The 24,723-nt window shown below is 46.4% G+C and carries 20 protein-coding genes; 9 read left to right on the top strand and 11 right to left on the bottom strand.

Features of this window, described 5'->3' with window-relative positions:
* Positions 1-26: 26 nt before the first annotated feature.
* Genes V7S74_RS07265 through V7S74_RS07255 form a run of 3 tightly spaced genes read right to left on the bottom strand, consistent with a single transcriptional unit; the run spans position 27 to position 2,606 of the window.
* Positions 27-1,214 carry an MFS transporter gene (locus V7S74_RS07265; RefSeq protein WP_406778113.1) on the bottom strand — a complete coding sequence of 396 codons (1,188 nt, stop codon included), beginning with the start codon at positions 1,212-1,214 and terminating at the stop codon, positions 27-29.
* Complete coding sequence (locus V7S74_RS07260; protein ID WP_406778112.1) at positions 1,211-2,179, bottom strand: zinc-dependent alcohol dehydrogenase; 969 nt, start codon at positions 2,177-2,179, stop codon at positions 1,211-1,213. The genes V7S74_RS07265 and V7S74_RS07260 overlap by 4 nt, the downstream gene beginning before the upstream one ends.
* A gap of 13 nt (positions 2,180-2,192) precedes the next feature.
* Positions 2,193-2,606: a VOC family protein gene (locus V7S74_RS07255; RefSeq protein WP_406778111.1), complete on the bottom strand. Its 414-nt coding sequence runs from the start codon at positions 2,604-2,606 to the stop codon at positions 2,193-2,195.
* An 80-nt stretch (positions 2,607-2,686) separates the two neighbouring features.
* Here V7S74_RS07255 and V7S74_RS07250 point away from each other — a divergent pair, with 80 nt between their 5' ends.
* Genes V7S74_RS07250 through V7S74_RS07230 form a run of 5 tightly spaced genes read left to right on the top strand, consistent with a single transcriptional unit; the run spans position 2,687 to position 9,746 of the window.
* Positions 2,687-3,304, top strand: coding sequence for a TetR/AcrR family transcriptional regulator (locus V7S74_RS07250; RefSeq protein WP_406778110.1), 618 nt, complete (start codon positions 2,687-2,689; stop codon positions 3,302-3,304).
* A 1-nt stretch (position 3,305) separates the two neighbouring features.
* The gene (locus tag V7S74_RS07245) at positions 3,306-4,628 is read left to right on the top strand and encodes a TolC family protein (RefSeq protein WP_406778109.1); all 1,323 of its coding nucleotides are present in this window, start codon (positions 3,306-3,308) and stop codon (positions 4,626-4,628) included.
* Entirely contained in the window at positions 4,628-5,668 is a 1,041-nt protein-coding gene (locus V7S74_RS07240; RefSeq protein WP_406778108.1) for an efflux RND transporter periplasmic adaptor subunit, read from the top strand. The genes V7S74_RS07245 and V7S74_RS07240 overlap by 1 nt, the downstream gene beginning before the upstream one ends.
* A 2-nt stretch (positions 5,669-5,670) precedes the next feature.
* Complete coding sequence (locus V7S74_RS07235) at positions 5,671-8,709, top strand: efflux RND transporter permease subunit (protein WP_406778107.1); 3,039 nt, start codon at positions 5,671-5,673, stop codon at positions 8,707-8,709.
* Positions 8,706-9,746 (top strand): lactonase family protein, encoded by a 1,041-nt coding sequence (locus V7S74_RS07230; protein ID WP_406778106.1) that lies wholly within the window; start codon positions 8,706-8,708, stop codon positions 9,744-9,746. The genes V7S74_RS07235 and V7S74_RS07230 overlap by 4 nt, the downstream gene beginning before the upstream one ends.
* On the opposite strand, the gene V7S74_RS07225 is transcribed toward V7S74_RS07230, so the two are convergent.
* Positions 9,727-10,965: an aminotransferase class V-fold PLP-dependent enzyme gene (locus V7S74_RS07225; RefSeq protein WP_406778105.1), complete on the bottom strand. Its 1,239-nt coding sequence runs from the start codon at positions 10,963-10,965 to the stop codon at positions 9,727-9,729. The genes V7S74_RS07230 and V7S74_RS07225 overlap by 20 nt on opposite strands.
* 113 nt (positions 10,966-11,078) lie before the next feature.
* Here V7S74_RS07225 and V7S74_RS07220 point away from each other — a divergent pair, with 113 nt between their 5' ends.
* Positions 11,079-11,684, top strand: coding sequence for a gluconate 2-dehydrogenase subunit 3 family protein (locus V7S74_RS07220; RefSeq protein ID WP_406778104.1), 606 nt, complete (start codon positions 11,079-11,081; stop codon positions 11,682-11,684).
* Positions 11,685-11,704: 20 nt separating this feature from the next.
* Entirely contained in the window at positions 11,705-13,420 is a 1,716-nt protein-coding gene (locus V7S74_RS07215) for an FAD-dependent oxidoreductase (RefSeq protein WP_406778103.1), read from the top strand.
* A 472-nt stretch (positions 13,421-13,892) separates the two neighbouring features.
* On the opposite strand, the gene madM is transcribed toward V7S74_RS07215, so the two are convergent.
* The 4 genes from madM to recF all read right to left on the bottom strand — a co-directional run bounded on the left by madM (position 13,893) and on the right by recF (position 17,737).
* The gene (gene madM, locus V7S74_RS07210; protein ID WP_406778102.1) at positions 13,893-14,651 is read right to left on the bottom strand and encodes a malonate transporter subunit MadM; all 759 of its coding nucleotides are present in this window, start codon (positions 14,649-14,651) and stop codon (positions 13,893-13,895) included.
* A complete protein-coding gene (gene madL, locus V7S74_RS07205) occupies positions 14,651-15,010 on the bottom strand; it encodes a malonate transporter subunit MadL (protein ID WP_406778101.1) in 360 nt (119 codons plus the stop codon). Before madL ends, madM begins: the two co-directional genes overlap by 1 nt.
* 1 nt (position 15,011) lies before the next feature.
* A complete protein-coding gene (locus tag V7S74_RS07200; protein ID WP_406778100.1) occupies positions 15,012-16,499 on the bottom strand; it encodes an acyl-CoA synthetase in 1,488 nt (495 codons plus the stop codon).
* A gap of 155 nt (positions 16,500-16,654) precedes the next feature.
* Complete coding sequence (gene recF, locus V7S74_RS07195; protein ID WP_406778099.1) at positions 16,655-17,737, bottom strand: DNA replication/repair protein RecF; 1,083 nt, start codon at positions 17,735-17,737, stop codon at positions 16,655-16,657.
* Positions 17,738-17,850: 113 nt separating this feature from the next.
* On the opposite strand from recF, the gene pdhA reads away from it, so the two are divergent.
* On the top strand, positions 17,851-18,861 hold the full coding sequence (pdhA, locus tag V7S74_RS07190; protein WP_406778098.1) for a pyruvate dehydrogenase (acetyl-transferring) E1 component subunit alpha: 1,011 nt from the start codon (positions 17,851-17,853) through the stop codon (positions 18,859-18,861).
* A gap of 204 nt (positions 18,862-19,065) precedes the next feature.
* Here pdhA and V7S74_RS07185 read toward each other — a convergent pair whose 3' ends face one another.
* Positions 19,066-19,434 (bottom strand): four helix bundle protein, encoded by a 369-nt coding sequence (locus V7S74_RS07185; protein WP_406778097.1) that lies wholly within the window; start codon positions 19,432-19,434, stop codon positions 19,066-19,068.
* Positions 19,435-19,606: 172 nt separating this feature from the next.
* Between V7S74_RS07185 and V7S74_RS07180 the strand changes: the two genes are divergently transcribed.
* Complete coding sequence (locus tag V7S74_RS07180; RefSeq protein WP_406778096.1) at positions 19,607-20,260, top strand: 5-oxoprolinase subunit PxpA; 654 nt, start codon at positions 19,607-19,609, stop codon at positions 20,258-20,260.
* Positions 20,261-20,266: 6 nt separating this feature from the next.
* Here the strand turns inward: V7S74_RS07180 and V7S74_RS07175 are convergent, their stop codons facing one another.
* Both V7S74_RS07175 and V7S74_RS07170 read right to left on the bottom strand, forming a co-directional pair.
* Complete coding sequence (locus V7S74_RS07175; protein ID WP_406778095.1) at positions 20,267-22,744, bottom strand: TonB-dependent receptor; 2,478 nt, start codon at positions 22,742-22,744, stop codon at positions 20,267-20,269.
* A 36-nt stretch (positions 22,745-22,780) separates the two neighbouring features.
* Complete coding sequence (locus V7S74_RS07170; protein ID WP_406778094.1) at positions 22,781-24,706, bottom strand: T9SS type A sorting domain-containing protein; 1,926 nt, start codon at positions 24,704-24,706, stop codon at positions 22,781-22,783.
* Positions 24,707-24,723: the final 17 nt, after the last annotated feature.

Here is a 24,723-nt window from a genome sequence, read left to right as displayed (position 1 = left end):
GCGGGCCAGTGGTTCGCCTTTTTCTATTAGGTGAGTTCCTTACTTTTGATTCGATGTAATAGGAATACCGCCACAAGTATAGGAAGCGAGAAAATCAGGAATCTACCTGCTACAGACATCCCACTATCTGTAAGTAGGCCAAAGACGGTAGGGCCCAGTATCGCACCAAAACGACCCGCTCCCATCGCTAATCCCACACCCGTAGACCGAATCGCCTCCGGATATATGCGCGTAGCTGCCGGATAGAAACTATTGAATCCGCCTTGCACTAAAAAGCCTATCAAGAAAACAAGGCACAGATTTACCACATAATCCAGCTTCACATTCCCATAGAAATTCATCAACACGAAAGCGATGACAAAGAACAGGGTCATTGTTTTCTTAATGCCAAATTTGCTAATGGCTAAACCCATCACAAACACCCCTGAAAAAGCGCCAAAATTAAGCGTCATTCCCACATAGGTAGCTAATTCAAACGGCATGCCGGATTGCTTCGCGAGTGTAGGCACCCAACTAATCAGTGTATAGAGTGGTAAAAATCCGAAGAAAATCGCAATCCATAACAAGAGCGTGGAAGTTTTGTATTCCGGAGCGAAGAGTTCTTTGATCTTCGTCTTATTCTGTTGCGCTTCTGGCACGAATCCGGGGGATTCTGGCAAAAAGAAATAGACGAACAGAAGTAGCGCAAAAGAGAATGCGCTAGCGATTAAAAAGGTCGCGCGCCAGCCTAATAAGGGAAAAATCCAAGCCACCACAAATCCCGTCAAAATCGCCCCCAGAGGCCAACCGCCCTGTACGATACCGACATTGAAATCACGTGTTTTGTCCGTTGAAAACTCGGAGGCAACGGTGGCAAGATTGGGTAAAATTCCGCCAATGCCAAGACCAGTGATAAAACGAAAAACTAATAGCCAGGTTAATGAGGTAGCAAAATAAACCAGTAACATCCCCACACTGATGAGAAGCAGACTAGCCAGGAATACCTTGCGTCTACCCCATTGATCTCCCAAAGGCGCGATCACAAAACAGCCCGCCGTCATTCCCGCTAAACCAGCGGAAAACACATAGCCTAATTCCGTATTATTCAAACCCCATTCCTTCATAATATGCTCCCCCGCAAAGGAAACGAGCAACACATCGATTCCATCGTTAAAATTCAACAGGAAACAGAGGGAGACGACTCCGATTTGGAGCCAGGACATCGAATTTTTCATGCGATTTGAACGACAATTTTTCCTGGATGTCCGTCTGTGGCCGCTTGAAGACCTGCTTGAACTTCCGCTAATGGAATGTATTTTGAAATGATTTTATGCGGTTGAATTTTACCTTCCTCTATGAGTCTGATAACTGCCTGGAAATCCTCCGGATGATCATAAATCAGAGAGCCTCGGATCGAAATGCCTCTGCGAACTAGGTCTAATGGGGTGAATCCTGCCTGTTTTTCGGAAAGGCCCAGCAATACGACTTCTGCGCCACGCGGTGCCTCAGCGATTAATTGCGTGGTCGCCGCTGCGGAACCAGTGCATTCGAAAATCACCCGCACATCTGCTTCTTGCCAATCGCCTTTTGATGCACCTAATTCATGGGCTTTTTCTTGCAAGATGGGGATTAGGTCTTTGGCAAAAACCTGCAGACCCTGTTGCACCGCGAGGTGCGTAATCAACATCCCGATGGCCCCCAGGCCTAGGACGTAAATGGCGTCGCCTTTCGCGAGCGACGCTTTTTTCAAAGCGTGATAGGCAACCGCGGTGGGTTCGATGGTGACCGCATCATTCGCGGCGATGGCATCCGGAAGGCGGTGTGCGAAATCTGCTGGAATCAGCACGTACTCCGCGAAACAACCGGGGGCGTTTAGGCCGATGGTGCGCTTGTTAGGACAAACCGTGGCTTGGCCGCGTTCGCAATACAAGCATGTTCCGCAAGGGGCATTGGGGTCTACGACCACTCTTTCCCCTAAATTGCGTTGTACTCCTTCGCCTACAGCGTCAATGTACCCCCATCCTTCGTGACCGATGATGGTGGGTTCTGGTAGTGGGCGATGTCCCCCAAAATAGTGTACATCCGAGCCACAAATGCCCACTTCTTGTAAACGAATGCGCAACTGACCGGGTCCCGGAACTGGGATAGGATGCTCACCTAGTTCAATATGTAAGGGTTTTACGAGAACTGCCGCTTTCATTAGAGTATCTGATTTAGAGTATCTGATTGAATTCGATGATCTCGCCACTCGGCCCTTTGACATTGAAGAAACGGGTGCCGTTTTTCCAGAAAGCTAAAAAGGTGGGCTCCTGTTCAATAATATCAAATCCCGCCTTCTTCAGGGCTTCGAAGGCATAATCTACGTCTTCCACGTCGATGGCGAAATGGTCGATGTGACCGACTTTGCGCTGCTTGATTTCAGCTAATTGCTTCTCCGGCATTTGGTATAATTCGACAATTACCTCGTGATTTTTCATCATCACGCAATTGCCAAAACCACCGTCAAATTCAAAGGGGGACTCCATCACATTCTCGAAGCCGAGGCGTTCATAAAAAGGAATCGAGATTTCCATGTTGTGAACCGGGATGCCAATGTGCTGGATTTTATGGATAAAATTGATTTTCATCGTTTCTTGGTTTTGATGCAAAATACTAAATTTTGAAAACTTAACACTGTTAAGTATATTTACGCTGTAATTCAAAAAACATGGGTATAGTCGCCAGAAAAGAGAAACAGAAGCAGGAGATTCGGTCCTTGATCCTAGAGGCATCGATGAAATTATTCGTGGAGGAGGGCTTCAGCAAAGTATCTGTTCGCAAGATCGCAGAACGGATACAATATAGCCCTACGACACTCTATCTGTATTTTAAGGATAAAAATGAGATTCTTTTTCATTGCTGCGAGTCAGGATTTGAGAAAATGCTTTCGCAAAATATTGCGTTAACCTTAATCAGTGATCCCATCGAAAGACTACACCAGATGGGGGTGAATTACTTGAATTTTGGCCTAGAAAATCCAGAATATTATGATTTAATGTTTATCCAAGATGCGCCTATGTGTGCTTTGCATGACATGGGAAAAGGCTGGTCCAGTGGCGATCAGGCTTTGGAAGCCCTAAAAATGGTGGTTCATGAGGCGATGCAAAAAGGGCTATTAGTTTCTACAAAAGTAGAGACGGTAGCCATGGCGGTTTGGGGAATGGTGCATGGCTTAGTTTCGCTGGCCATTAGACAACGCTTAGATAAATTAGTTCCGGCGGAAGATATGGAGCAGACGATGCACGATTCGCTAGATTGGTTATTAAAAACGATGAAAAAAGCCTAAGATGAGATACTTATTACTTTTATTTGCCTTGCCGGTTTTTGGCCAAAAGTCCGTCCTCGACGAATACGTCGCCACGGCCTTCCAACAGAACATCACGCTGCAGCAAAAAACGATTCAGGTGGAGAAGGCGATGATCGCCTTGAAAACCGCACAAAGCCTTTATCAACCCACCGTAGCCTTCCAAGGAGGTTATCAAAGTGGTCAAGGTGGTCGGAGCATCGCATTCCCCGTGGGCGACTTGTTGAATCCGGTCTATTCTACGCTGAATGCATTGACAAAAAGCACGGCTTTCCCGCAGATCGCTAACGTGGAAACGAATTTCTTTCCCCGCGATTTCTACGATGTGAAAGTTCAAACCACGATGCCGCTTTATAACAAGGACATCAGCTACAACAAGCAAATTCAGGAGCAGTCCATCAGCCTGCAACGCGAGGATGTTTCCCTGTACAAGCGTGAGCTAGTGAAGCAGATCAAGACGGCTTACTTCCAATATTTATTAAGTCTAGGTCTTCAAAAAGTATATGACAACGCCCTCAATCTAGCGGTAGAAGGCAAAAAGGTGAACGAGAAATTACTCGCCAATGGCAAAGGGCTACCGGCCTATTTATTGCGTTCGGATAGTGAAATCGCTAACATCCAAGCTCAAATGGCCGATGCAGCGAAACAAAGTCAAGCGGCGCAGATGTACTTTAATTTCTTGTTGAACCGCGAATTGCGCGCGGAGATTCGCATCGATTTCGAAGTGGAAAAAGCCCTGACGGCCGTTTATGCGGTGACTCCTGGTGTTCGCGAGGAATTAGCCTTATTATCGAAATCCATTGGACTTCAAGAGACCGTATTAAAGATGAACGAAGCCTTCTACTTGCCTAAGTTGAATGGCTTTGTGAATCTGGGTTCGCAGGCGACGTTAGCAAACATCAATTCAAAAAGCGCCTATTATTTCCTAGGCTTACAAATGGACATTCCCATCTTCACCGGGAAACGTAACCTGTACAAGATAAAGCAGACGCAACTCGATATTGCCTCCGCGAAAAATGCCTACGATCTCAGCTCGAAGCAATTCAATATGGCGGCCGAAATCGCTCAGAAAAATGTACAATCCTCTTTAGTGAGTTTTCAAGCCTCCACGAAATCCTACGAGGCGGCCTCCGCTTACCTTCGTCTAATCGAAAAAGGCTATAATGAAGGCGTGAGCACCTATTTAGAAACGGTGGATGCCAGAAATCAATGGATGAACGCGACCATCAACTACCAATTAAAACAATTCAACGTATTAATCGCCGCAGCCGCTTACGAGCGCGAAGCTGCTAGCTACCCACTCTAATGAAAAAGATCTGCCTACTATTTTCCCTCATCGCGGTATTTTCCGCTTGCTCTTCGAAGAAGAAAGAAGCCGTTGCGGTGACCAGTGACGTCATTCCAGTTTCCGTGATTTCCTTGCAACAGGAATCCACCTCCCGCCCCATCCAGGCCTCTGGCGTTTTTACAACGGAGGACGAGACCTATATGGGTTTCAAAATAGGCGGTGTCATCCAACACGTTTTTGTCAAAGAGGGCGATGCCGTGAAAGCTGGGCAATTATTAGCGAGTTTGAACCTAACCGAAATCAAGGCTCAGGTGCAGCAAGCTCAAATTATGTTAGAGAAAGCGAAGCGGGATCATGCGCGAGCGAAGAATTTATACCGTGATAGCGTGGCGACTTTGGAGCAATACCAAAACGCGAAAACGGGCCTGGAGATCGCACAGGAAGCCTATAATGCGGGAGCTTTTAATCAAAGTTATGCCGAAATCAGGGCCTTGAAATCGGGTTTTGTGTTGAAGAAATTAGCCAACGATGGTCAGGTGGTGGGTCCGGGAACGCCGGTCGTTTTATTGAACGGGGCGAACAAAGGGAATTGGGTATTGAAGGTGGGTTTGAGCGATCGGGACTGGGCGGCGACGCGGGCTGGTGATCCAGCGGAGATAATGATCGATGCCGTTTCCGACAAGTCCTTTAGCGGAACCGTTCTAGCTAAATCCGAGGGAGTGGATCCGGTGACGGGGACGCTTTGGGTGAGTTTGCGGGTGAGTGGTGCGCCGACAGCGAAGCTGGCGGCGGGGCTTTTTGGCAAGGCTAAAATAACCCCTCGTGAGAAGATCAAATCCTGGGTGATTCCTTATGATGCGATTCTAGATGGAAACGCCACGGAAGGCTATGTTTTCGTGACAAAAGACGGGAAAACAGCCCAAAAAGTGAAGATCCAGATTTCCAGCATCGACCACGGAAAGGTATTCGTATCTGGCGGTTTAGAGGACGCAGAATCCCTAATCACCAGCGGAAACGCCTATTTAGACGCCGGTTCAGCCATTAAAATCGTCCGCTAATTATGAAGATAGCTAACTACGCGGTAAAGAATTACCAGTTTACCCTCATCATGTTCATCATGGTGGTCGTCGTGGGTGTCGTGACCATTATGACGATGCCTCGTGCCGAAGATCCGGACATGAATGCCCCGCAATTCCCGATCATCGCCGTTTATCCGGGAACGAGTCCGGAGGATATGGAGGAATTAGTGGTGAAGCCGGTCGAAAAGCGACTATATGAACTGGAAAACGTTCGTAAAATCAATACGAGCATCAGTGATGGTTTAGCGGTATTCGCTGTCTATTACAAGTATGGCGTGAATGTGGACGAGAAATATTCAGAAATCGTTCGCGAGCTGAATAGTATTAAAGGAGATCTGCCAAAAGAGGTCATCAAATTAGAGGCTCAAAAAGCCACCCCTTCTGGCACGAACGTGTTGCAGATGGCGCTGATCTCGAATAATGCGTCTTTGGACGTATTAAAAACCACCGCCGAACGCCTTCAAGAGGATTTAGAAAAGGTGACTTCTCTGAAAAAGGTGACCATTTCTGGCTTACCAGATGCGCAGGTGAAGATCGATTTAAACATCGAAAAAATGGCGCAGATGCAAGTCTCTCCCGACCGCGTGCTGCAAGCCATCCAAAGCGAAATCGCCAATATCCCCGGCGGAAGTATCGTAGAAAACTCGAAATCCTATAACATCATCACGTCCGGTAATTACCAAAACATCGACGAGATCAAGAATACCATCGTGTTCTCCTACCAAGGCAAAAACGTGTTTCTGAGGGATGTGGCGAATGTCTATTTCGATTATGCCCCAGAAAACCACATCACGCGACTAAATCAAAATCGCTGTTTATTCGTCACCGCCGCCCAAAAATCCGGCGAAAATATCGCGAAAACTCAGAGCAATTACCTGCCGGTCATTGAGCAATTCAGGAAGACCTTGCCGAAGAACATCGACCTAGTCGTGAATTTTGATCAAGCAGAAAACGTGAATACGCGTCTAAGCGGCTTGATGAAGGACTTTATCATCGCGATTCTGTTAGTGGCCTTGACGCTTTTACCACTCGGTTTACGTGCAGCCTCTATCGTGATGATTTCGATTCCGCTCTCCCTAGCCATCGGTATAATTTTACTGAATATCATGGGCTACAGCTTAAACCAGCTGAGTATTGTGGGTTTAGTGGTGGCGCTGGGTCTTTTAGTGGATGATAGCATTGTGGTGGTGGAGAACATCGAACGCTGGATGCGAGATGGTTATAGTCGATTAGATGCGACCTTAAAAGCCACGAATCAGATCGGAATGGCCGTTTTAGGTTGCACAGTAACCTTGATCATCGCCTTTATGCCTTTGGTCTTTTTACCGGAAGCCTCTGGGGAATTCATCCGCAGTTTACCGATGGCGGTGATATTCTGTATCGTCGCGTCTTTAGTCGTTTCGCTGACGGTGGTTCCCTTTTTATCGAGCCGCCTCTTGAAATCACACCAGGGAAATCCAGAGGGCAACTTGTTTATGCGTTTGTTGAAGAAATTGATTTCGGGTTCGTACACGCGTCTATTAGATAAGGCGATTCAATGGCCTAAAACGACTTTGCTGGTCGCCCTAGCCATTTTCGTCGCCTCTTTACAGCTTTTCCCGGTGGTAGGTTTCAGCCTTTTCCCAGCGTCCGAAAAGCCCCAATTTATGGTGAACATTTTCAGCCCCTTGCAGTCGAATTTAGCCTACACAGATTCGGTTTCAAAGCTGATTGAAAAAGATTTACGCAGCCTTCCCGAGGTAAAATACATGTCTGCAAACGTGGGCAAAGGAAATCCGCGGATCTACTATAATGCGATTCCGTTGAACGACAGAACCGATTATGGCAACTTGTTCGTCCAATTACAGGATGAAACGAGTGCGGATGAGAAAATCAATGTCATCGAAAAACTCCGTACGAAATACACGAATTATCCGGCGGCGATCGTCGAGGTGAAGAATTTCGAACAAGGCCCGCCGGTGGTGGCGCCTGTGGAGGTTCGTATTTTGGGAGACAATATCGACACGCTTCGCCAGATAGCGAGTCGTGTGGAAACGATGTTGAAGGAGACGAAGGGGACGATCTACGTCAAAAACCCGTTGAAAAACCTGAAATCAGACATCAAATTTGACATCAACAAGGAGAAGGCGAGCATGTTAGGAATTCCTACGGTGAGTATTGACCGCATGATTCGCTTGGTGGTGGCAGGGTTTGATTTGGGGAAACTGACCGATAAAGAAGGCAAGGAATATGCGATCGTGGTCTCCAAACCGCATCCGAAACATCCTAGCCTCGAGGTTTTTGATCAATTATACGTGAACAATGTCCAAGGAACGGCCATTCCATTAAGTCAGGTAGCTTCGTACAGATTGCAAACTTCGCCGGTCAGCATCAGTCACTTGAACAAGAATCGGTCCGTTTCCGTGAGTTCGTTCGTGGAGAAGGGCTATTTGAATAATGAGGTGATTGCTGAAACGGAAAAGGGTCTGGCTAAGCTAGTCTTGCCGGCTGGATACCATTTCGAGATGGGTGGTGAAGTGGAGAGCGCGAACGAGAGTTTCAGTGGTTTTGGGACGATCATTTTAGTGACTATTTTCTTCTTCGTAGCCGTATTAATTCTTGAATTTGGGACCTTCAAAAGTACACTCATCGTACTTTCTGTTATTCCTTTAGGCATCGTAGGAGCTCTTTTAGCGCTTTGGTTTACGGGGACACCGCTTTCATTCGTGGCTACGGTAGGTCTGATTGCGTTAGCGGGAATTGAGGTGAAGAACACCATCCTGTTAGTGGACTTTACGAACCAGTTGAGATTCGAAGGAATGCCGATGGAGCAGGCGATTAAAGAAGCGGGAGAGGTTCGCTTTTTACCGATTATTCTGACAACTTTGACAGCCATAGGAGGTCTAATTCCGATCGCCATTTCTACTAACCCCTTAATTTCACCCCTCGCAATCGTGATGATCGGTGGACTCATCTCGTCTACCCTCCTATCCCGCATCGTGACCCCGGTGGTTTACAAATTAATCCCTCCCAGCATATGACCCTGAGCACGATTTTACTCCTTCCGCAACTGATTATTGGTTCGTATACGTCCAAAGGTAATCCCGGCATCGAGGTCTTCAACTGGGATGCAAAAACGGGTAAGGCGACGAAAAGCTACGCGCTTACAACGCCAGGGGCCTCCTATCAGGCGATTTCAGGCAATTACCTGTTCTCTGTTTCGGAAGAGGGCGACGGCAAAGCAAGTGTTTCATCTTTCGAATTACGTGACGGGAAATACGTGCCCATCAACACCGAATTAAGCCGAGGCGATCATCCTTGCTTCGTCTTGTACCGCGAGAAATCGAAGACCGTTTACACGGCAAACTATACGGGAGGTAGCGTCAGTGTATTTCAGACCACAGCAGGTCGATTGAAACCATTAGCGCAATACATTTCATACACTGGATCCAGCATCAATAAAGACCGCCAAAACAGTACCCACGCTCACATGGTCGCTCTTTCGCCCGATCAAAATACCTTATTCGTGACCGATTTAGGTTCGGATAAGATCTATGCGCACCGCATTTTGGCAAACGGGCTTTTAGACGAAAATCGTTCAGAAATCGTCCTCACTCCCGGCAACGGACCTCGCCACATTCGCTTCAACGCAAAAGGCGATCGTGCTTATTTATTGAATGAATTGAGCTCTGATGTGGATGTGTTTAAGGTCGCTGGCTCGGCACTAGAAAAGATTCAAAGCATCCCAGCTGATACTTCGGCCGCGCGCGTGAAAGGTTCTGCAGACATCCACTTATCTCCAAACGGCAAATGGCTTTTAGCGTCTAACCGCATTTCGAGCAATCAAGTAGTGGTATTCAAAGTGGGAAAAGACGGGAAATTAACCCGCGTATTTCACCAAAACGTAGCCAAAATCCCCCGCAATTTCACCTTCGATCCATCAGGTAAAATGATCTTGGTGGCTAGTCAGGAAGAGGACCGCGTGCAGGTATTTTCGTTCGATGACACGACGGGTTCGATGCAAGATTTGCATCAAGACATTGCTGTTAAATCCCCTGTTAGCTTGCTAATTCGCTAATCGCTTTGACTAATACGTCGAGCTCTATCAGTGTGGTGAAGACATTCGGTGTGATTCTGCAACCGTGTACATTTCCTCCATCGATCGCGACGGTGTAGATTTTGTATTCTTTCAACAAGCGTTCGGCTAAAACCGAAGGTTTAATCCCTTCAATTCCCACGTTTGCTATCGCACACGATTTCGTGGGATCCGCGGGATGGTGCAATCGAACGCGGGGAATGGAGCGAACCTTTGTCGTCCAATAATTTTGCAAGAAACGTAGGCGTGCTTCTTTGCGGGCGGGGCCTAGTTTTTCATAAAAATCAATCGCATCATCGACCGCTAAATCCGTGTGGACGGGTATCGTCCCTACGTGATTCAAATGCCGAATATCCGTCAAAGGAACACCCTCCTCCGCAATCAGCGGCCAGATTTGGGCAATCTTTTCTTTTCTAACATGCAAGATTCCTACACCGAGAGGAACAGCCAGCCACTTGTGCAAACTGGCTCCATAATAATCGCAATTCAGTTCAGAGATTTTAAATTCAAATTGCGCCACAGCGTGTGCACCATCGACCATCACTTCAACGCCCCGGGCGTGCGCCATGTCGCAGATTTGACGAATGGGATTGATTTGGCCGGTCACATTCACCATATGACACACCATGATGAGCTTGGTTTTGTCGGTGATGGCTTGGGCATATAAATCCACAATCTCCTCATCTGAGGCCGGGTTAGTAGGCAGGGAAATGACTTTCAAAACGATCCCCTGACGGCGGGCCACCTGCTTGAACATGTCCTGCATGGCACCATAATCCTGGATTGCAAAGATGGCCTCATCGCCTGCTTTCCACGGAAAACCGCTGATGATGGTGTCTAATGATTCGGTGGTGTTTCGGGTCAGAACGAGGGTATCCTCTGGACAACCCACCAAACGAGCAACGCGCGCAGCGATTCGTTTCTTATTTTCAAACTGCACGGTGCGCATATAATAGGCTCCCTGCAAATTTACTTCTCTGATATGCTGAATGTACTTTTCCAAAGTGGCCTGCGGCGTAATATTATAGTAGCCATTTTCCAGGTTAATAAAGTCTGGCTTCAAGCGATAGCCTCCCCGAATGCCCTCCCAATAATCTTCGTCTGAAGCGAGTGAGGTGGAGGTTTGGGTTTTGGCATACGAAAACCAAGGAGCCGAAACCCCTAAAAGTGTGCAGGCTTTAAGGAAAGTGCGTTTATTCATGTGAGAAAATTAGCAAAAAAATCACATTTTGCCCTTGAATAATGAAGATTGTGTTTAAATTTGTTTTCTGCCTCATTTTAGGCGATTACCTAGAACAATTTAACACAAAACTCATGATGAAAAGAAGAGATGCCATCTCTCAAATCGCGTTGTTAGTAGGGGGTGCTTTCACAGCTCCTACACTAATGGCCATGGATGTGAGAAAAGGCAATAGCTCCATCGTTGCAGCCGATTTCAGTTTAACTGATGCGCAACGTCAAATCGTCTCAGCTGTCGCTGAACATATTATTCCAAGAACGTCTACGCCAGGTGCAATCGATGCAGGTGTTCCCGCTTTCATCGAGCTGATGTTAAAAGATTGCTACAAAAAACCAGAACACAACAGCTTCTTAAAGGGTGTGAACGACTTAGCGAAAGCTAATTTCTTAGCACAACCAGCGGCTAGTCAAGTGGCGATGTTGACTTTATTAGAATCAAACACAAAAGATTTAATGAGAAGCTATTCTCAGAAGAAGATTAAAGTGGGTGATAACATCGACAAAGACACGTTAGAGGGTGATAATGGCGTTCCATTCTGGAGATTAATGAAAGAATTAACGCTTTTAGGCTACTATACTTCGGAAAAAGGAATTCAAGCTTCCTTCGTTTACGAGCCAGTTCCAGGCAAATTTGAGTTGATTACGGACATGAAGCCGACTCAAAAATCTTTCGTGTATTAATCTGATAAATTAGAAAAGAAATGAATCTGAATATAGATGCAATTAAAGGCCAAACATTTGACGCAATCGTCATCGGATCAGGTATCTCCGGAGGTTGGGCTGCAAAAGAATTAACAGAAAAAGGCTTAAAAGTAGCCGTTTTAGAGCGTGGTCGCGAGATCAAGCACATCGAAGGATACGAAACAGCGATGAAAAACCCTTGGGAGTTTGATCACCGTGGTCGTCCTACGAATATGGCGGCAGAAGAATATTGGGCAGGTATGCGTACAGGCTATACGCCGGCTGAAGAGCACCGCTATTTGTTCGAAAACGATAAACAAAATCCTTACATCGAGAAAAAGGGTGGATTCGATTGGATCCGTGCTTACCACACAGGTGGAAAGTCCTTATTATGGGGTCGCCAAACCTACCGTTGGAACCGTGAGGATTTCTTAGCAAATGAAAAAGAGGGCATCGGAACTCCTTGGCCTATTGGCTATGATGATTTAGCTCCTTGGTATTCATATGTAGAGAAATTCGCTGGTATTTCAGGTCAAGCGGAAGGCTTAGACGTATTACCGGATTCTGATTTCTTACCTGCGATGCAGATGACTGCTCCTGAGGTTCACTTCAAAAATGCCGTAAACAAGAAATTAGGTCGTCCAGTGACGGTAGGTCGTGTAGCTCACTTGACTAAGCCTGGCAAGCAACACACAGATTTAGGTCGCTCTTCTTGTAACTACCGTAACAAGTGTATGCGTGGTTGCCCTTACGGCGCTTACTTCTCGTCACTTTCTGCGACTTTACCTGCAGCGATGCGTACAGGTCGTTTAACGATGGTTCACAATGCAATCGCCGCTGAAATCATTTATGATGAGGCTACGCAGAAGGCCAAAGGTGTTCGTGTCATCGATCAAAACACCATGGAGTCGAAAGAGTATTTCGCAAAAATCATCTTCGTAAACGCTGGTGCAATCGGTTCTACATCGATCTTAATGAACTCGAAGTCTAACCGTTACCAAACAGGTTTAGGTAATGATTCAGATCAATTAGGCCGTAACATCATGGACCACCACTTAGGTGCGGGTGCAAGTGCAACGATCGAAGGTTTTGAAAAAGATTATATGTTCGGAAATCGTCCGAATGGTCTATACATTCCTCGTTTCCAAAACTGGGGCAAAGACAAGCGTTCTTATTCACGTGGTTTCGGATACCAAGGTGGCGCGAGCCGCGAGGGTTGGGGCCGTGGCGTAGGAGCAGATGGCTTCGGTGCTGAGTTCAAAGAGAGCTTAACACACCCAGGACAATGGACGGTTGGTTTCGGTGGTTTTGGCGAAATTCTTCCAAACCCAGAGAACCGTTTCGTTTTAGGTGCACAAAAAGATAAGTGGGGTTTACCTGTATTGGAATTCTCTGCAGAATTTGGCCAAAATGAATTAAGAATGCGTGAAGATATGATGAACGAGGCGGCTACAATGTTAGAGGCGGCTGGTTTCAAAAACATCAACGCATACAACAAGCAAGATACGCACATCGGTTTGGGTATCCACGAAATGGGTACTGCGCGCATGGGTACTTCCGTGAAGAACTCAATCGTAAACAAGCACAACCAAGTACACGAGGTGAAAAACGTATTCATGACAGATGGTGCAGTTATGGCATCAGCTTCTTGCGTGAATCCATCATTAACGTACATGGCGATGACAGCTCGTGCAGCTGACTTTGCGGTTAGTGAGTTGAAGAAGAGAAATTTGTAAGCGACGAAGTCGCTAGTCGTCGCGAAGCGCCTTAGTCGTCACTACGTGACTTTGTCGACTTCGTCTTAGTCATCGCAATGCGATTTAGTCCGGAGAAAATGAGTCCGGAGGTTATTAATTAAAATGGGTGGCAGGTTCTGTCGCCCATTTTTTGTGTTATCGGCGCGGTACGCCGTATTCGTCACTAGGTGACTTAGTCGACTTCGTCTTAGTCATCGCTTTGCGATTTAGTCAATAGGTCGAATTAAGGCACTATTGTGAAAATATGCGAGAAGTATGGAGGGAGGTTTTCAGGTATTGACAGAATTTGTCAAGAGTCGCTGCTGCGCAGCTCCAAAGAGCAAAGCAAAAAGCACAAAGAATAAAGTTTGAAAAAAATTTGATTTGACCGGCTTGTCTACAGGAGAAATAACTCATACTAATCCCCGCAGGGGAATCCATCTTTATTCTTTGTGCTTTATGCTTTGTGCTTTTAAATAATTGCGCGCATGATGAAATAAAGCACCGAAGGACATAGTAAGCAACCCAGCCCCGTGTAAAACGTAGCGGTCATTGCTCCGTAAGGAACGAGTTTAGGATTTGTGGCAGCGAGACCTGCAGCGGTACCGCTGGTAGTTCCCATTAATCCGCCAAAAATCATCGCCGATTGAGGTGTTTTCAAGCCAATGTAGGGGGCAATTAAAGGGGTTCCGATGGTTACTAATATGGATTTTACGACTCCAGCTGCGATACTTATCGCGATGATATCTGAGCTTGCGCCTAGGGCAGTTCCCGTTACTGGGCCTACGACGAAGGTGCAGGCACCGGCGCCGATGGTGGTGAGGCTTTCGGCATCCGTGATTCCTAGGGCATAGGCTATGATTACACCAGATAAAAAGGAGATGATGACACCTAGAAATAGGGATAAAACTCCGATGGGACCTGTTTTCTTGATGATGGCAAAGCTAGCACCCATCGCAGTCGAGACGATGGCGAAGTCGCGGAAAACGGGGCCGCCCATTTGGTCAAAACCGGAGAATCCGGGAATGTCGGCAATGCCTTTTTTGCCCAGGGTTTCAAGGCCGGCGAAATAAGCTAAAACCAAACCCATGAAGATGGAGATGGCGGAGCCGGGGATTTTGCCGCGGGTGAGGGTTTTGGAGATGCCTTCGGAGAAATACATGATGATTCCTGTAACGAGGAAGGCGAAGACTAGGCCGTTTTTGTCGAGAAAGGTGATGATGTATTCCATTAGTCTTTGGGCGCTAGTTTAGACAATAAAGGCATCAAGGCGAGGCAGGCGATGACGGGAATGATGCCTGCCAAAAGGGCGAGTAGGCCGTTAGAGAAGGCGACGCGAACGTTTTGGACGGAGGACATGGCCACGATGATGGGAATGTACATTTTAGACCAAAAGGTAATTCCTTCGCCCATTTCGAGGTGGAAGAGGCCGCGTTTTTCGAGCTCGTTTTGAGATAAAATCAGGAAAAGCATCGCAAAACCGACGCCTCCTACGTTTGCTTGGATTCCCAAGAGACGACCGAGGGTTTCTCCTAGGATTTGGCCTGCAACGAAACAGGCAGCTAATAAGGCAACTCCGCGTAACAGCATATTAGTTTTTGATTAGGTTAACAACGTCTTTTTTCGTCACTTTTCCCATGGCGTTTCGAGGCAATTCTGCCAAACGATGGTAAGCACGTGGGGTTTTATAGGCAGGCATTTGTTCGCGCATCCAGGCATTCAATGCTTTCGTGTCGAAGTCATCTTTGCATACGATGGCGGCGCTTACGAGTTCGCCCCATTCGTCATTTTCTACTCCTACGACGCAGCAATCATCGATTCCTGGGTAGGTGCGAAGGACTTCTTCGATTTCCAAAGCAGAAATTTTATAGCCCCCTGACTTGATGATGTCGACGGAGTTGCGGCCCAAAATCCGGTAACCGCCCAGCTCGTCCATCGTCGCGATGTCCCCTGTTTTGAAGAAACCATCCTTCGTAAAAGACTCCGCAGTGGATTCTGGTTTTTGCCAGTATTCTGAGAAGACGTTCGCTCCTTTGACCTGAATCTCCCCTATTTCCGTACCCGGAATGACGTTATCTTGCTCATCCGCTAAACGCACTTGGACACCCGGAAGTGGATATCCCACATGGCCAGGCACGCGAGGACCATCGTAAGGATTGCTGAGTGCCATCCCGATTTCAGTCATCCCGTAACGCTCCAAAAGACTATGCTCGCTAATCGTTTTCCAGCGCTCCATCACCGAAACGGGAAGCGCAGCAGAACCGGAAATCATGAGTCTGAATTTGGACATAATCCTAGTCATCTCTTTTTGGTCTGCCTCTGCCAAAGATTCCCAATACGTAATCAACTTATAATAAATCGTAGGCACAGCCATGAACACATTCAACTTGCCCTCTTTGAAAATATCGAACAAAGCCTCCGCCGAAAAGCTCGGCAAAAACTGGCAGGTCGCCCCCGCCCAAAGCGAGCAAGAAACGATATTAATCACCCCGTGGATATGGTGTAGGGGCAAAATGCAAATCGAATAATCCGCAGAACTCCAGCGCCAGGCATCGATCAAAGTCGAAATTTGGGCATTCAAATTCGCGTGAGTGGAGACCACCCCTTTGGGCAAATTCGTCGTGCCTGAAGTATAAAGCATCATGGCGCGGCGGGAAGCGGGGAAAGTCGGGAGTCGAAAGTCACTAGTAGCTAGTCGAGAGTCATCAGTGGTCAGAATGCGTATTCCGAGCTCATCGCACAAAGGCTTCAAAATGTCTTCGAATTCAGGGGAAACGACCACAATGCTCGAGCCTGAATTCTCAATCGTGTAGCGCAAGGAAGGCAGTGGATACGTCAAACACAAGGGAACGGCCACACCACCGGCCCGCCAAATTCCCCACTGCACCCGCACATAATCAAAACCAGGGTTCACCATGTAAGCGACGCGGGCTTCATTTAAGTCATTTTTGCCATCTAAAAGTGTACAGGCAAACGCCATAGAGGCATCTAATAACTTGGAGTATTTATATTCAACACCATCTGAAATAATGGCTGTTTTTTCCAGGTGCTTTTCGGCCTGGGCAAAAATCGAGATCATAGGTTGATAATAGGTTTCGGTAAATATAGGAAATAAGTCGCGACTTTGTCGCTTCGTCGTCCTGCGGACTTAGTCGTCACTTCGTGACTTAGTCGACTTCGGCTTAGTCATCGCTTCGCGATTTAGTCATGACTGCGTCCTAGTCATCGCCGCGACTACAAAGTGATATAATGTATCTCCCCCTTCAAATCCTTCAGCAACTTTTTCGTCCTCTCCGGACGAGCATCCGTGATGAAGACTTGGCCGAAGTGTTCTTCTGCCATCATTTGGACCAAACGCTGTATGCGGCGATCGTCGAGTTTGTCGAAGATGTCGTCGAGGAGTAAGAGTGGTTTGCGGGGCTTGGCGGCGACGAGGGAGTCGAATTGGGCTAGTTTGAGTGCGACGACGAAAGATTTTTGCTGGCCTTGGGAGCCAAATTTACGCAAGGAGTAGTCATTGATTTTAAAATCAAATTCATCTCGATGAATTCCGATGGATGTCCGCTGTGCGGACAAATCCAGCGGTTCCGCGGCGCGAAGCGCCGCGTCAAAGCCCCCAGCTTCGAAGGTAGATTCGAGCTGAATATCGACGTCCTCGCGGTCGTCGGAGAGTTTGGCATAATGAAATTTAAAACTAGGCAAAAAGACCTCTAAAAATTCCCGGCGGGATTTTGCGAGGGATTCTCCAAGTTCAACTAGGGGGGCATGGTAACTGTCCAAATGCAGGCGATCGACCTGGCCGCGTTCTGCGAATTGCTTCAAAAGCACATTGCGTTGCTGAACGATTCGGTTATAGCGCAGTAATTGATCTAAGAAATTGCGGTCGAGCTGTGACATCATCCCGTCAAAGAAACGGCGGCGCTCTTCACTGCCTTCGCGCACTAAGTCCGTGTCATGGGGATCCATCAAAACAACGGGGAAGTGGCCAATGTGGTCTGCTAGGCGGGGATAAGGTTTGTCGTCGCGGAGAAATTGCTTTTTGGCCCCCTTCTGAAAAACACAAGTAATCTGCGTTTCCCGGTCCTGAGTATCGACAAAATCTCCTTGAACTCGAAAGAAATCCTGGGAGTGCTTCACGCAAAGCTGATCCGAAATCCCGCGCGAACTTTTCGTCATGGACAGAAAGTGAATCGCATCCAGCAGGTTCGTCTTCCCAATCCCATTCTCCCCCACGATACAATTAATCTCTGAAATAAAGCTAAATCTAGCCTCCTCATAGGATTTAAACTGATTCACCTGAAGAGATTTGAGATGCATGGATGTAGGAATGCGATTAAAAGCGTGTAAAAATAAAGATTTTGTACTAATTTTGCAGGGATTAGACCCGGAATTAAACCGGTTTACCGCTTTAAAAATATTCTATCAAGAAGATGGCAAAGAAAAACGCAGACGCGCCCAAGTATTCTAAAGAGACTTACAAGTATTGGTACGAATCCATGCAATTACAACGCAAATTCGAAGAGAAATGCGGTCAGTTGTACGGAATGCAAAAAATAAAAGGCTTTTGTCACTTATATATCGGACAAGAAGCTTGTTCTTCTGGATCAAGATCAGCCTTAATTGAAGGCGATAAATACATCACCGCTTACCGTGACCACGGTATCCCATTAGCATTAGGAACATCTCCTAACGCAATTATGGCGGAATTATACGGTAAAATTACTGGTGCTTCAAAAGGAAAAGGTGGCTCTATGCACATCTTCGATAAAGAAGTAGGTTTCGTAGGAGGTCATGGTATCGTAGGGGCCCAAATCCCAATGGGAGCTGGCCTTGCCTTCGCCGAGAAATACAAGAAAACGGGTAACGTTTCTATCACGTATTTTGGTGATGGTGCAACTCGTCAAGGTGCTTTACACGAGGCATTTAACATGGCGATGACATGGAAATTACCTGCTATTTTCGTAGTAGAAAATAACGGTTACGCGATGGGTACTTCGGTAGCTCGTACGTCTAACGTGACTGAATTATACAAAATTGGTGAAGCATACGATATGCCTTCAGAGCCTGTAGATGCGATGAATGTAGAAGCGGTTCATGAGGCAGTTTCACGTGCAGCAGCTCGTGCTCGTGCAGGTGAAGGTCCTACCTTCCTAGAATTCAGAACGTACCGTTACAGAGGTCACTCGATGTCCGATCCCCAAAAATACCGTTCAAAAGAAGAGGTTGAGGCGTACAAAGACCGTGATCCAATCGAGCAAGTAAAAGCTACGATTTTAGAGCACAACATCTTAACTCAAGCAGAATTAGACGAGATCGATGCAAAAATCAAGGTTCAAGTTCAAGAATCAGTGGACTTTGCTGAAACATCTCCATTCCCAGATAAATCAGAGGCCTACAAAGATGTGTATGTCGAAGAGAATTATCCTTTTATCGAGGAGTAGTCGCTGCGTGACTTAGTCGTGACTTCGTCACCTAGTCGACTTCGTCTTAGTCATCGCTTCGCGATTTAGTCGCTGCTTCGCAGCTTGGTCAATATATCAAAAGCTCATTCGCAAGTCGGGTGAGCTTTTTTTACATCGTTAAGCGACAGTCGCCCTTCGGACTTAGTCATCGCTACGCGATTTATTCGTGACTTCGTGACTTTGTCAATTCAGTCGATATCCACTTTTATCTAGAATTCGAATAAAACCCTTAATCATTCTGGAAATTTCGGTCAAGTCCTTTCTCATTTGAATAGAATCTTCGTAAGTCAAATAATGTAAATGATGAGCTATATAGATCATCGACTTTACTTCACTACAAGAACCTAAAGAGATAAATAAAAACCTTCGAAAATCAGCATCTGATCCTCTTTCAAATCCCTCTGCAATGTTATTTGAAATAGAAATTGCCGCTCGCTGTATCTGGTTTTTAAACCCAAAATCTACATTTGCTTGAAGTAACGTATAAATTCGAACAGCGATAAGCTGTGATTTTTTCCATGCCTCAATTTCTTCAAAGTGGTATATTCTCATAGTTCATCAAGATTACACGATTTTTAGCTATTATTGTAACAGTAAATTGATAATAGCGACTAAGCCGAAGGACGACTCTAGTGACGAAGTCACGACTAAGTCCGAAGGACGACTAAACGACGCAGTCGTGACTAAGTCCGAAGGACGACTAAGCTGCGAAGCAGCGACTACTATGACTCTTAACTGCGACCTTGGCGAAGGAATCGGAAACGATGCCGAACTCATGCCCTACATCGATGAGGCAAACATTGCCTGTGGATTTCATGCGGGTGATGCTTTTACTATGCGCGAAACGGTGGCTTTGTGTATTCGAAATGGGGTAAAAATAGGGGCTCATCCCTCCTACTTGGATCGAGAGAATTTTGGGAGAAAGGAGATTGAAATGAGCCCAGAAGAGATCTATTTGCTGGTGAAAAAGCAGATCGAAATACTAAATCAAATTGTAAAAACCGCAGGAGGGAATTTAAACCACGTGAAACCACATGGGGCGCTTTACAACACTTCAGCTAAAAATCCTGAAGTGGCCAAAGCCATCGCGAAAGCGGTGAAGGATGTCGATACTAGCTTGATTTTATTTGGCCTAAAAAATAGTCATTCCATTTCCGCAGGAAAAGCCGAAGGCTTAAAAACAGCAGAAGAAGCTTTCGCAGATCGCAGATATGAAAGCGACGGAACTTTAACTCCGCGAAGCCAGCCGGGTGCTTGCTTTACCGAAATTCAGGATGTCCTAGATCAGGTAGAAAAAATAAAGGCCGACACCTGGTGTATCCACGGTGACGGCCCCCATGCCTTAGCCTTCGCAAAAGCACTGAAAGCAAAGCGCTAAAAACCTTTAAAACTCCACAATAAATCCAATCGTCGGCGTAACTTGTGCCCGATCATTCAATAATTGGGTTGGAATGGCGTTCGCACCATTTTTCATAATAGGCAAACCATCTGTGGTGGCGAAGCCTGAATTATCCTCTACGCGCTTAAATGTATAGGTCGGAATTCCAGGGTTCACGGCGATGTACCAGTTCGTCACATCTAGGAAAAGATCGATGGTCGTTTTCTTTAAGTTGTACTTCTTATCGATACGCACGTCACTCGAATGGAAATTAGGTAGGCGTTGCGAATTCAAACGAGAATAATCGAAGGTACCTTGGCCTAAGGTTAGGTAAGTCGCTTTGGAAGTTGTCTCATCATAGGGCGAATAAGGTGCGCCGCCTTGGTATCGGAAACGAAGTCCGAGTTCCCAGTTGCGCGGGAATTTATACCCCCAGGTGATACTTAACAGGTGTTGGTTATCCCAGCTAGAGGCAATCAGCTTATCATCAAATCCGCTGTACATACTGCGGTAATAGGTATAGGATAGGATGCCAAAGAATTTGTCGGTTAGTTTCTTTTGAGCGAAAAATTCCAAACCATACGCGCGACCTTTACCTGTCGTGGTCACATCCTCATTTCCGAGAATGTTGAAATCCCCTCCTAAATTCGCTAATGAGATCCCATTGCGATTCGAGATCGGTACGTTCGCATATTCCTTTACAAAACCTTCCAAAGTGAATCGCAAGGATTCATCCTGCAAGTATTCTAAACCGGCAACATAGTGATCACTTTGTTGGTATTTCGCGTCTTGATTAACTAGTACAGGCGAAACTGGGGCAAAACTTGAATAAGTCGGATAAGGGAATGCGGACGATGCATAACCCAAAATGGTATAAGGCGCTAGCTTGAAATAGCGCCCCACCGAAGCATTGGCGGTTAGTTTATCCGAAAGCACATAACTCAAAGAAACGCGAGGTGAAAGCGTTTCCAAAGGATCCATTCCCGTGTCCGTAAAGCTGTTCATGTCGGTGCGAAGGCCGGCACTTAAACCTAATTTGGAGTCCAAAAACGTCTTCGAAACCTGAGCAAAAGCACCGTATTTCCACATCGAATTAAATGGACTCGTGTAGGCAAAAGTAGTAATCGGATTAGCTAGACGAACCGCCGGGCTAGGGGATGAATTAAATAAAACCTGGTACGTGCTGTTTGCATATTCCACGAATTGAGTGGATAGACCGTAATTTATCTTCCAGCCATTCGTGTTTTTATTCACATCCAGACGCAACTTATTTTCGGTTTCACGCGACGAATAATCGAAGTTCAATTGCGCTGGATCCTTTTTCAAATTGTCCTCATAACGAAGGAAATTATTGTCAAACACGTTTCGAGATAGCGCGATATTCACATAGCCATTATCCACTAATTTCTTTAACGACAACCCGAGCGTATAATTCCACTGATTAATCAACGGATTCGAATTATAGATGTATAATTTCTCCGGCGTGGCTTTTTTAAGTGTCCCAAAAGAGAAGTCATCAATCGCCCCCAATCCCATCATCGAAAGGGTCGTGGTCGAGTTGATTTGCTTCGTGATTTTAAACTGCGCATCCCAGAAATTTGGACGAATAGGTATGTCTAATGCCTGGAATAAAAATTGCAAATACGAGCGGCGAACCGAAGCTAGGAAGGTGGTTTTGCCTGATTTCGAAAGTGGGCCTTCTGTCGTTAAAGCGAACTCCGTAGCACTTAAGCGGGCATTTCCTTGGAATTTATTGGGATTTCCTGTGCGTTGCTTGAACTGGAAAACAGAGCTCAAGGCATTATCGTAACGCGCATCGAAAGCAGAGGAACTCAACTTAACGTCTTCAATAAAGGACACATTCAGAATGCCTTGCGGGCCTCCGCTGGATCCTTGGGTTTGGAAGTGATTGAGAACAGGAATTTCGATGCCATCCAAGTAGTAGACGTTTTCATTCGGGCCTCCCCCACGGATGATAATATCGTTTCTGAAGCCGCCGCCTTGTGGGCCTCCGCCTACACCGGGTAGGGTTTGGATCACTTTGCTGACGTCGAAATTTCCACCTGGATTACTTTTAATTTCTTCCGCCGTCAAACGTTGAACGCTGAGTGGCGATTCGAGGGTTGCGGCTTTAGCGGTGCGGCGGTTTTGGGTCACCACGACCTCGGTTAATTCCTGGTTCGATGGGACTAATTCGATGTTCAAGTAATTCTCATTACCCGCGTTGATGATAACGTTGAAGGCGGTGTACTTCTCATATCCGACTGCTGAGAACGAAATGTTGTATGTTTTTAGGGCCAAACCCGTTAATCGGAAGGCTCCCTTTTCATCGGCATTTACTCCTTTGGTAGAACCATCTAGCGTAACTGAAACACCAGAAATGGGCTTTTGGGTTAGCTGATCGACAATCTTTCCGGAAATTCGACCTGAGTTTTGGGCAAAAACAGAAAAGGAGAATAGGAGAAGTAGGAGAGTTTGTTTCATTTTGGCTAAACACTAAAAAGGCGATAATTGTTTCATTTAAGGCAGCATCAGCACCTTTTGGGACACGGATCCCGTTGCCGTCTGGTAGTGCAAAATATAGCTTCCCGCACCTGGTAGCGGTGCCGGTATCCGCAGCGTTTCACCCGCCGTCACGGCAAAAGTAGACCCTAAGGCACGACCGGATAAATCGAACCATTGAAGATTTCCAGCTGATTTCACGCGGATATTAACCAGCGAAGTAGCTGGATTAGGCCAAACATACAATTCCTCGGAAGGAATGCTAATTTCGCTCGTGTTTTGCAGTAATTGAACTCCTCCTGAGGCTAAACCGATGACGATATCCATCTTGCCGTCTTTATTGAAATCGGCGGTAGTTACGGAGGCGTTTTGGCCAAAATTAAACGGTAAACGCGACACCTCTAAACCCAAACCAGAAACGTATAAATTCCCGGATGCGTCTAAGGCAATCTGCTCAAAATTCCCGTCCCCCGTGATATCCGCATACGCGATACCTCTAAAGAGGGTTTCTAAACGCTGATATGATTTGGACAAATCCGACCAATCATACACCCGAGTCCCGCCTAAATAATCTAACACCACGAGCTCCAGTGAACCATCCTGATTTACATCAAACAGTCGAGGCGTTTCGCGCAATGTGACCACTGGCAAGGCTTTCTCTTCACCTAACAGGCCAGACACATATTCCCGGTATTTACTCAACGATCCCACGGAATAATATAGCATCAAGCGGCCATTCAAAGCCTGTAATTGAATCGAAGCGGCTCCGGAAATAGGTAGAAAATCACGTGATTTCAAAGTCAGCGTCCCATTCGCGTTCTCATATAAAGTGACCGTATTGCTCCCAATCAATAAATCCAGATCGCCATCACCTTCCACATCATAGAAAACGGGTGAGGCAAAATCCCCCACATCGATCATCTCTTCTTGGAGAAATGCTTTGGTTTTTAGGACTAGCTGGCCATTCTCCGACCGATAATAAGAAGCCGTAGTTAAGGAAGTATTCACATCTGGTAAATTCGACGAGGTAATTACATCCAACGCTCCATCCCCATCCAAATCCAAGGGCGAAGCACTCGCCAGCGATGAAACGAAATGCGGCGCACCTGCGGGAAAATTCGTCTCCACGGAGCGGAACAAGGGTTTCGCACGCGTGCCTAAATTTCGCATATAAAGAAAGGTAGGACAGCCCACATGACCGATAATCAGGTCAGAAACTCCATTTTTATCTGGATCCCAAAGCGCTAAGGTATTCCCCAAATGTTGCACCGCCGAAGTAGATTGCGTGCTTAAAACAGATTCCGGGACAAGCCCAAAAGTAATATCGTCACAATCATTCAAATAGAAATTCCCCCAATTCAAGGCCTTCGTATTGAACTTCAGATCACCCGTGTTTTCATAAAAACTAATGTAGTGCCCAGCCGGTTCGAAGGCTAACACATCCATATCCCCATCACCATCCACATCTGTAATCGCCGGAATATCCGTAGCATTGACATAAATATTCAGCAGACCATTTAAGCCTGTCGCTTTCAAGTTCCCTAGGGATTTGGGGAAGTTATTATTCAGATTAGGGTACACTTGAATTCCTCCAGAGCTCGAGGTATAAAGATCTTTATCCCCATCTCCATCATAGTCCACCAGATTCATCCAGTTTTCAATCAACGGGAAACGCGTCTGAAATTCAGGCGCATATGCAAATCCGCCAGATGCATTTCGCAAAAATGTCTTCACATGCTGAGCGCTGCGATCGAAAACCACCAAGTCCTCACGCGTGTCTCCATCTAAATCCATAGGGAAAAACTGCACCGAATTAAATCCGCCTGCCCAAGGATTTTTCAAACCAGTGACGGGGAGATTCGTGATTTGCTGAAAGGAGATTTGCTGCGCATTCGTGTAGAAAGCGACGAAACAAAGTGCCCAGAACAGCGTGATTTTTCTCATCGCCATAAAGATAAGAA

The organism is Aquirufa novilacunae (assembly GCF_045310505.1).
GTDB classification, from domain to species: domain Bacteria; phylum Bacteroidota; class Bacteroidia; order Cytophagales; family Spirosomataceae; genus Aquirufa; species Aquirufa novilacunae.
Note: the sequence above shows the minus strand (reverse complement) of the source record. Positions and strands in the feature narration are given on the sequence as shown.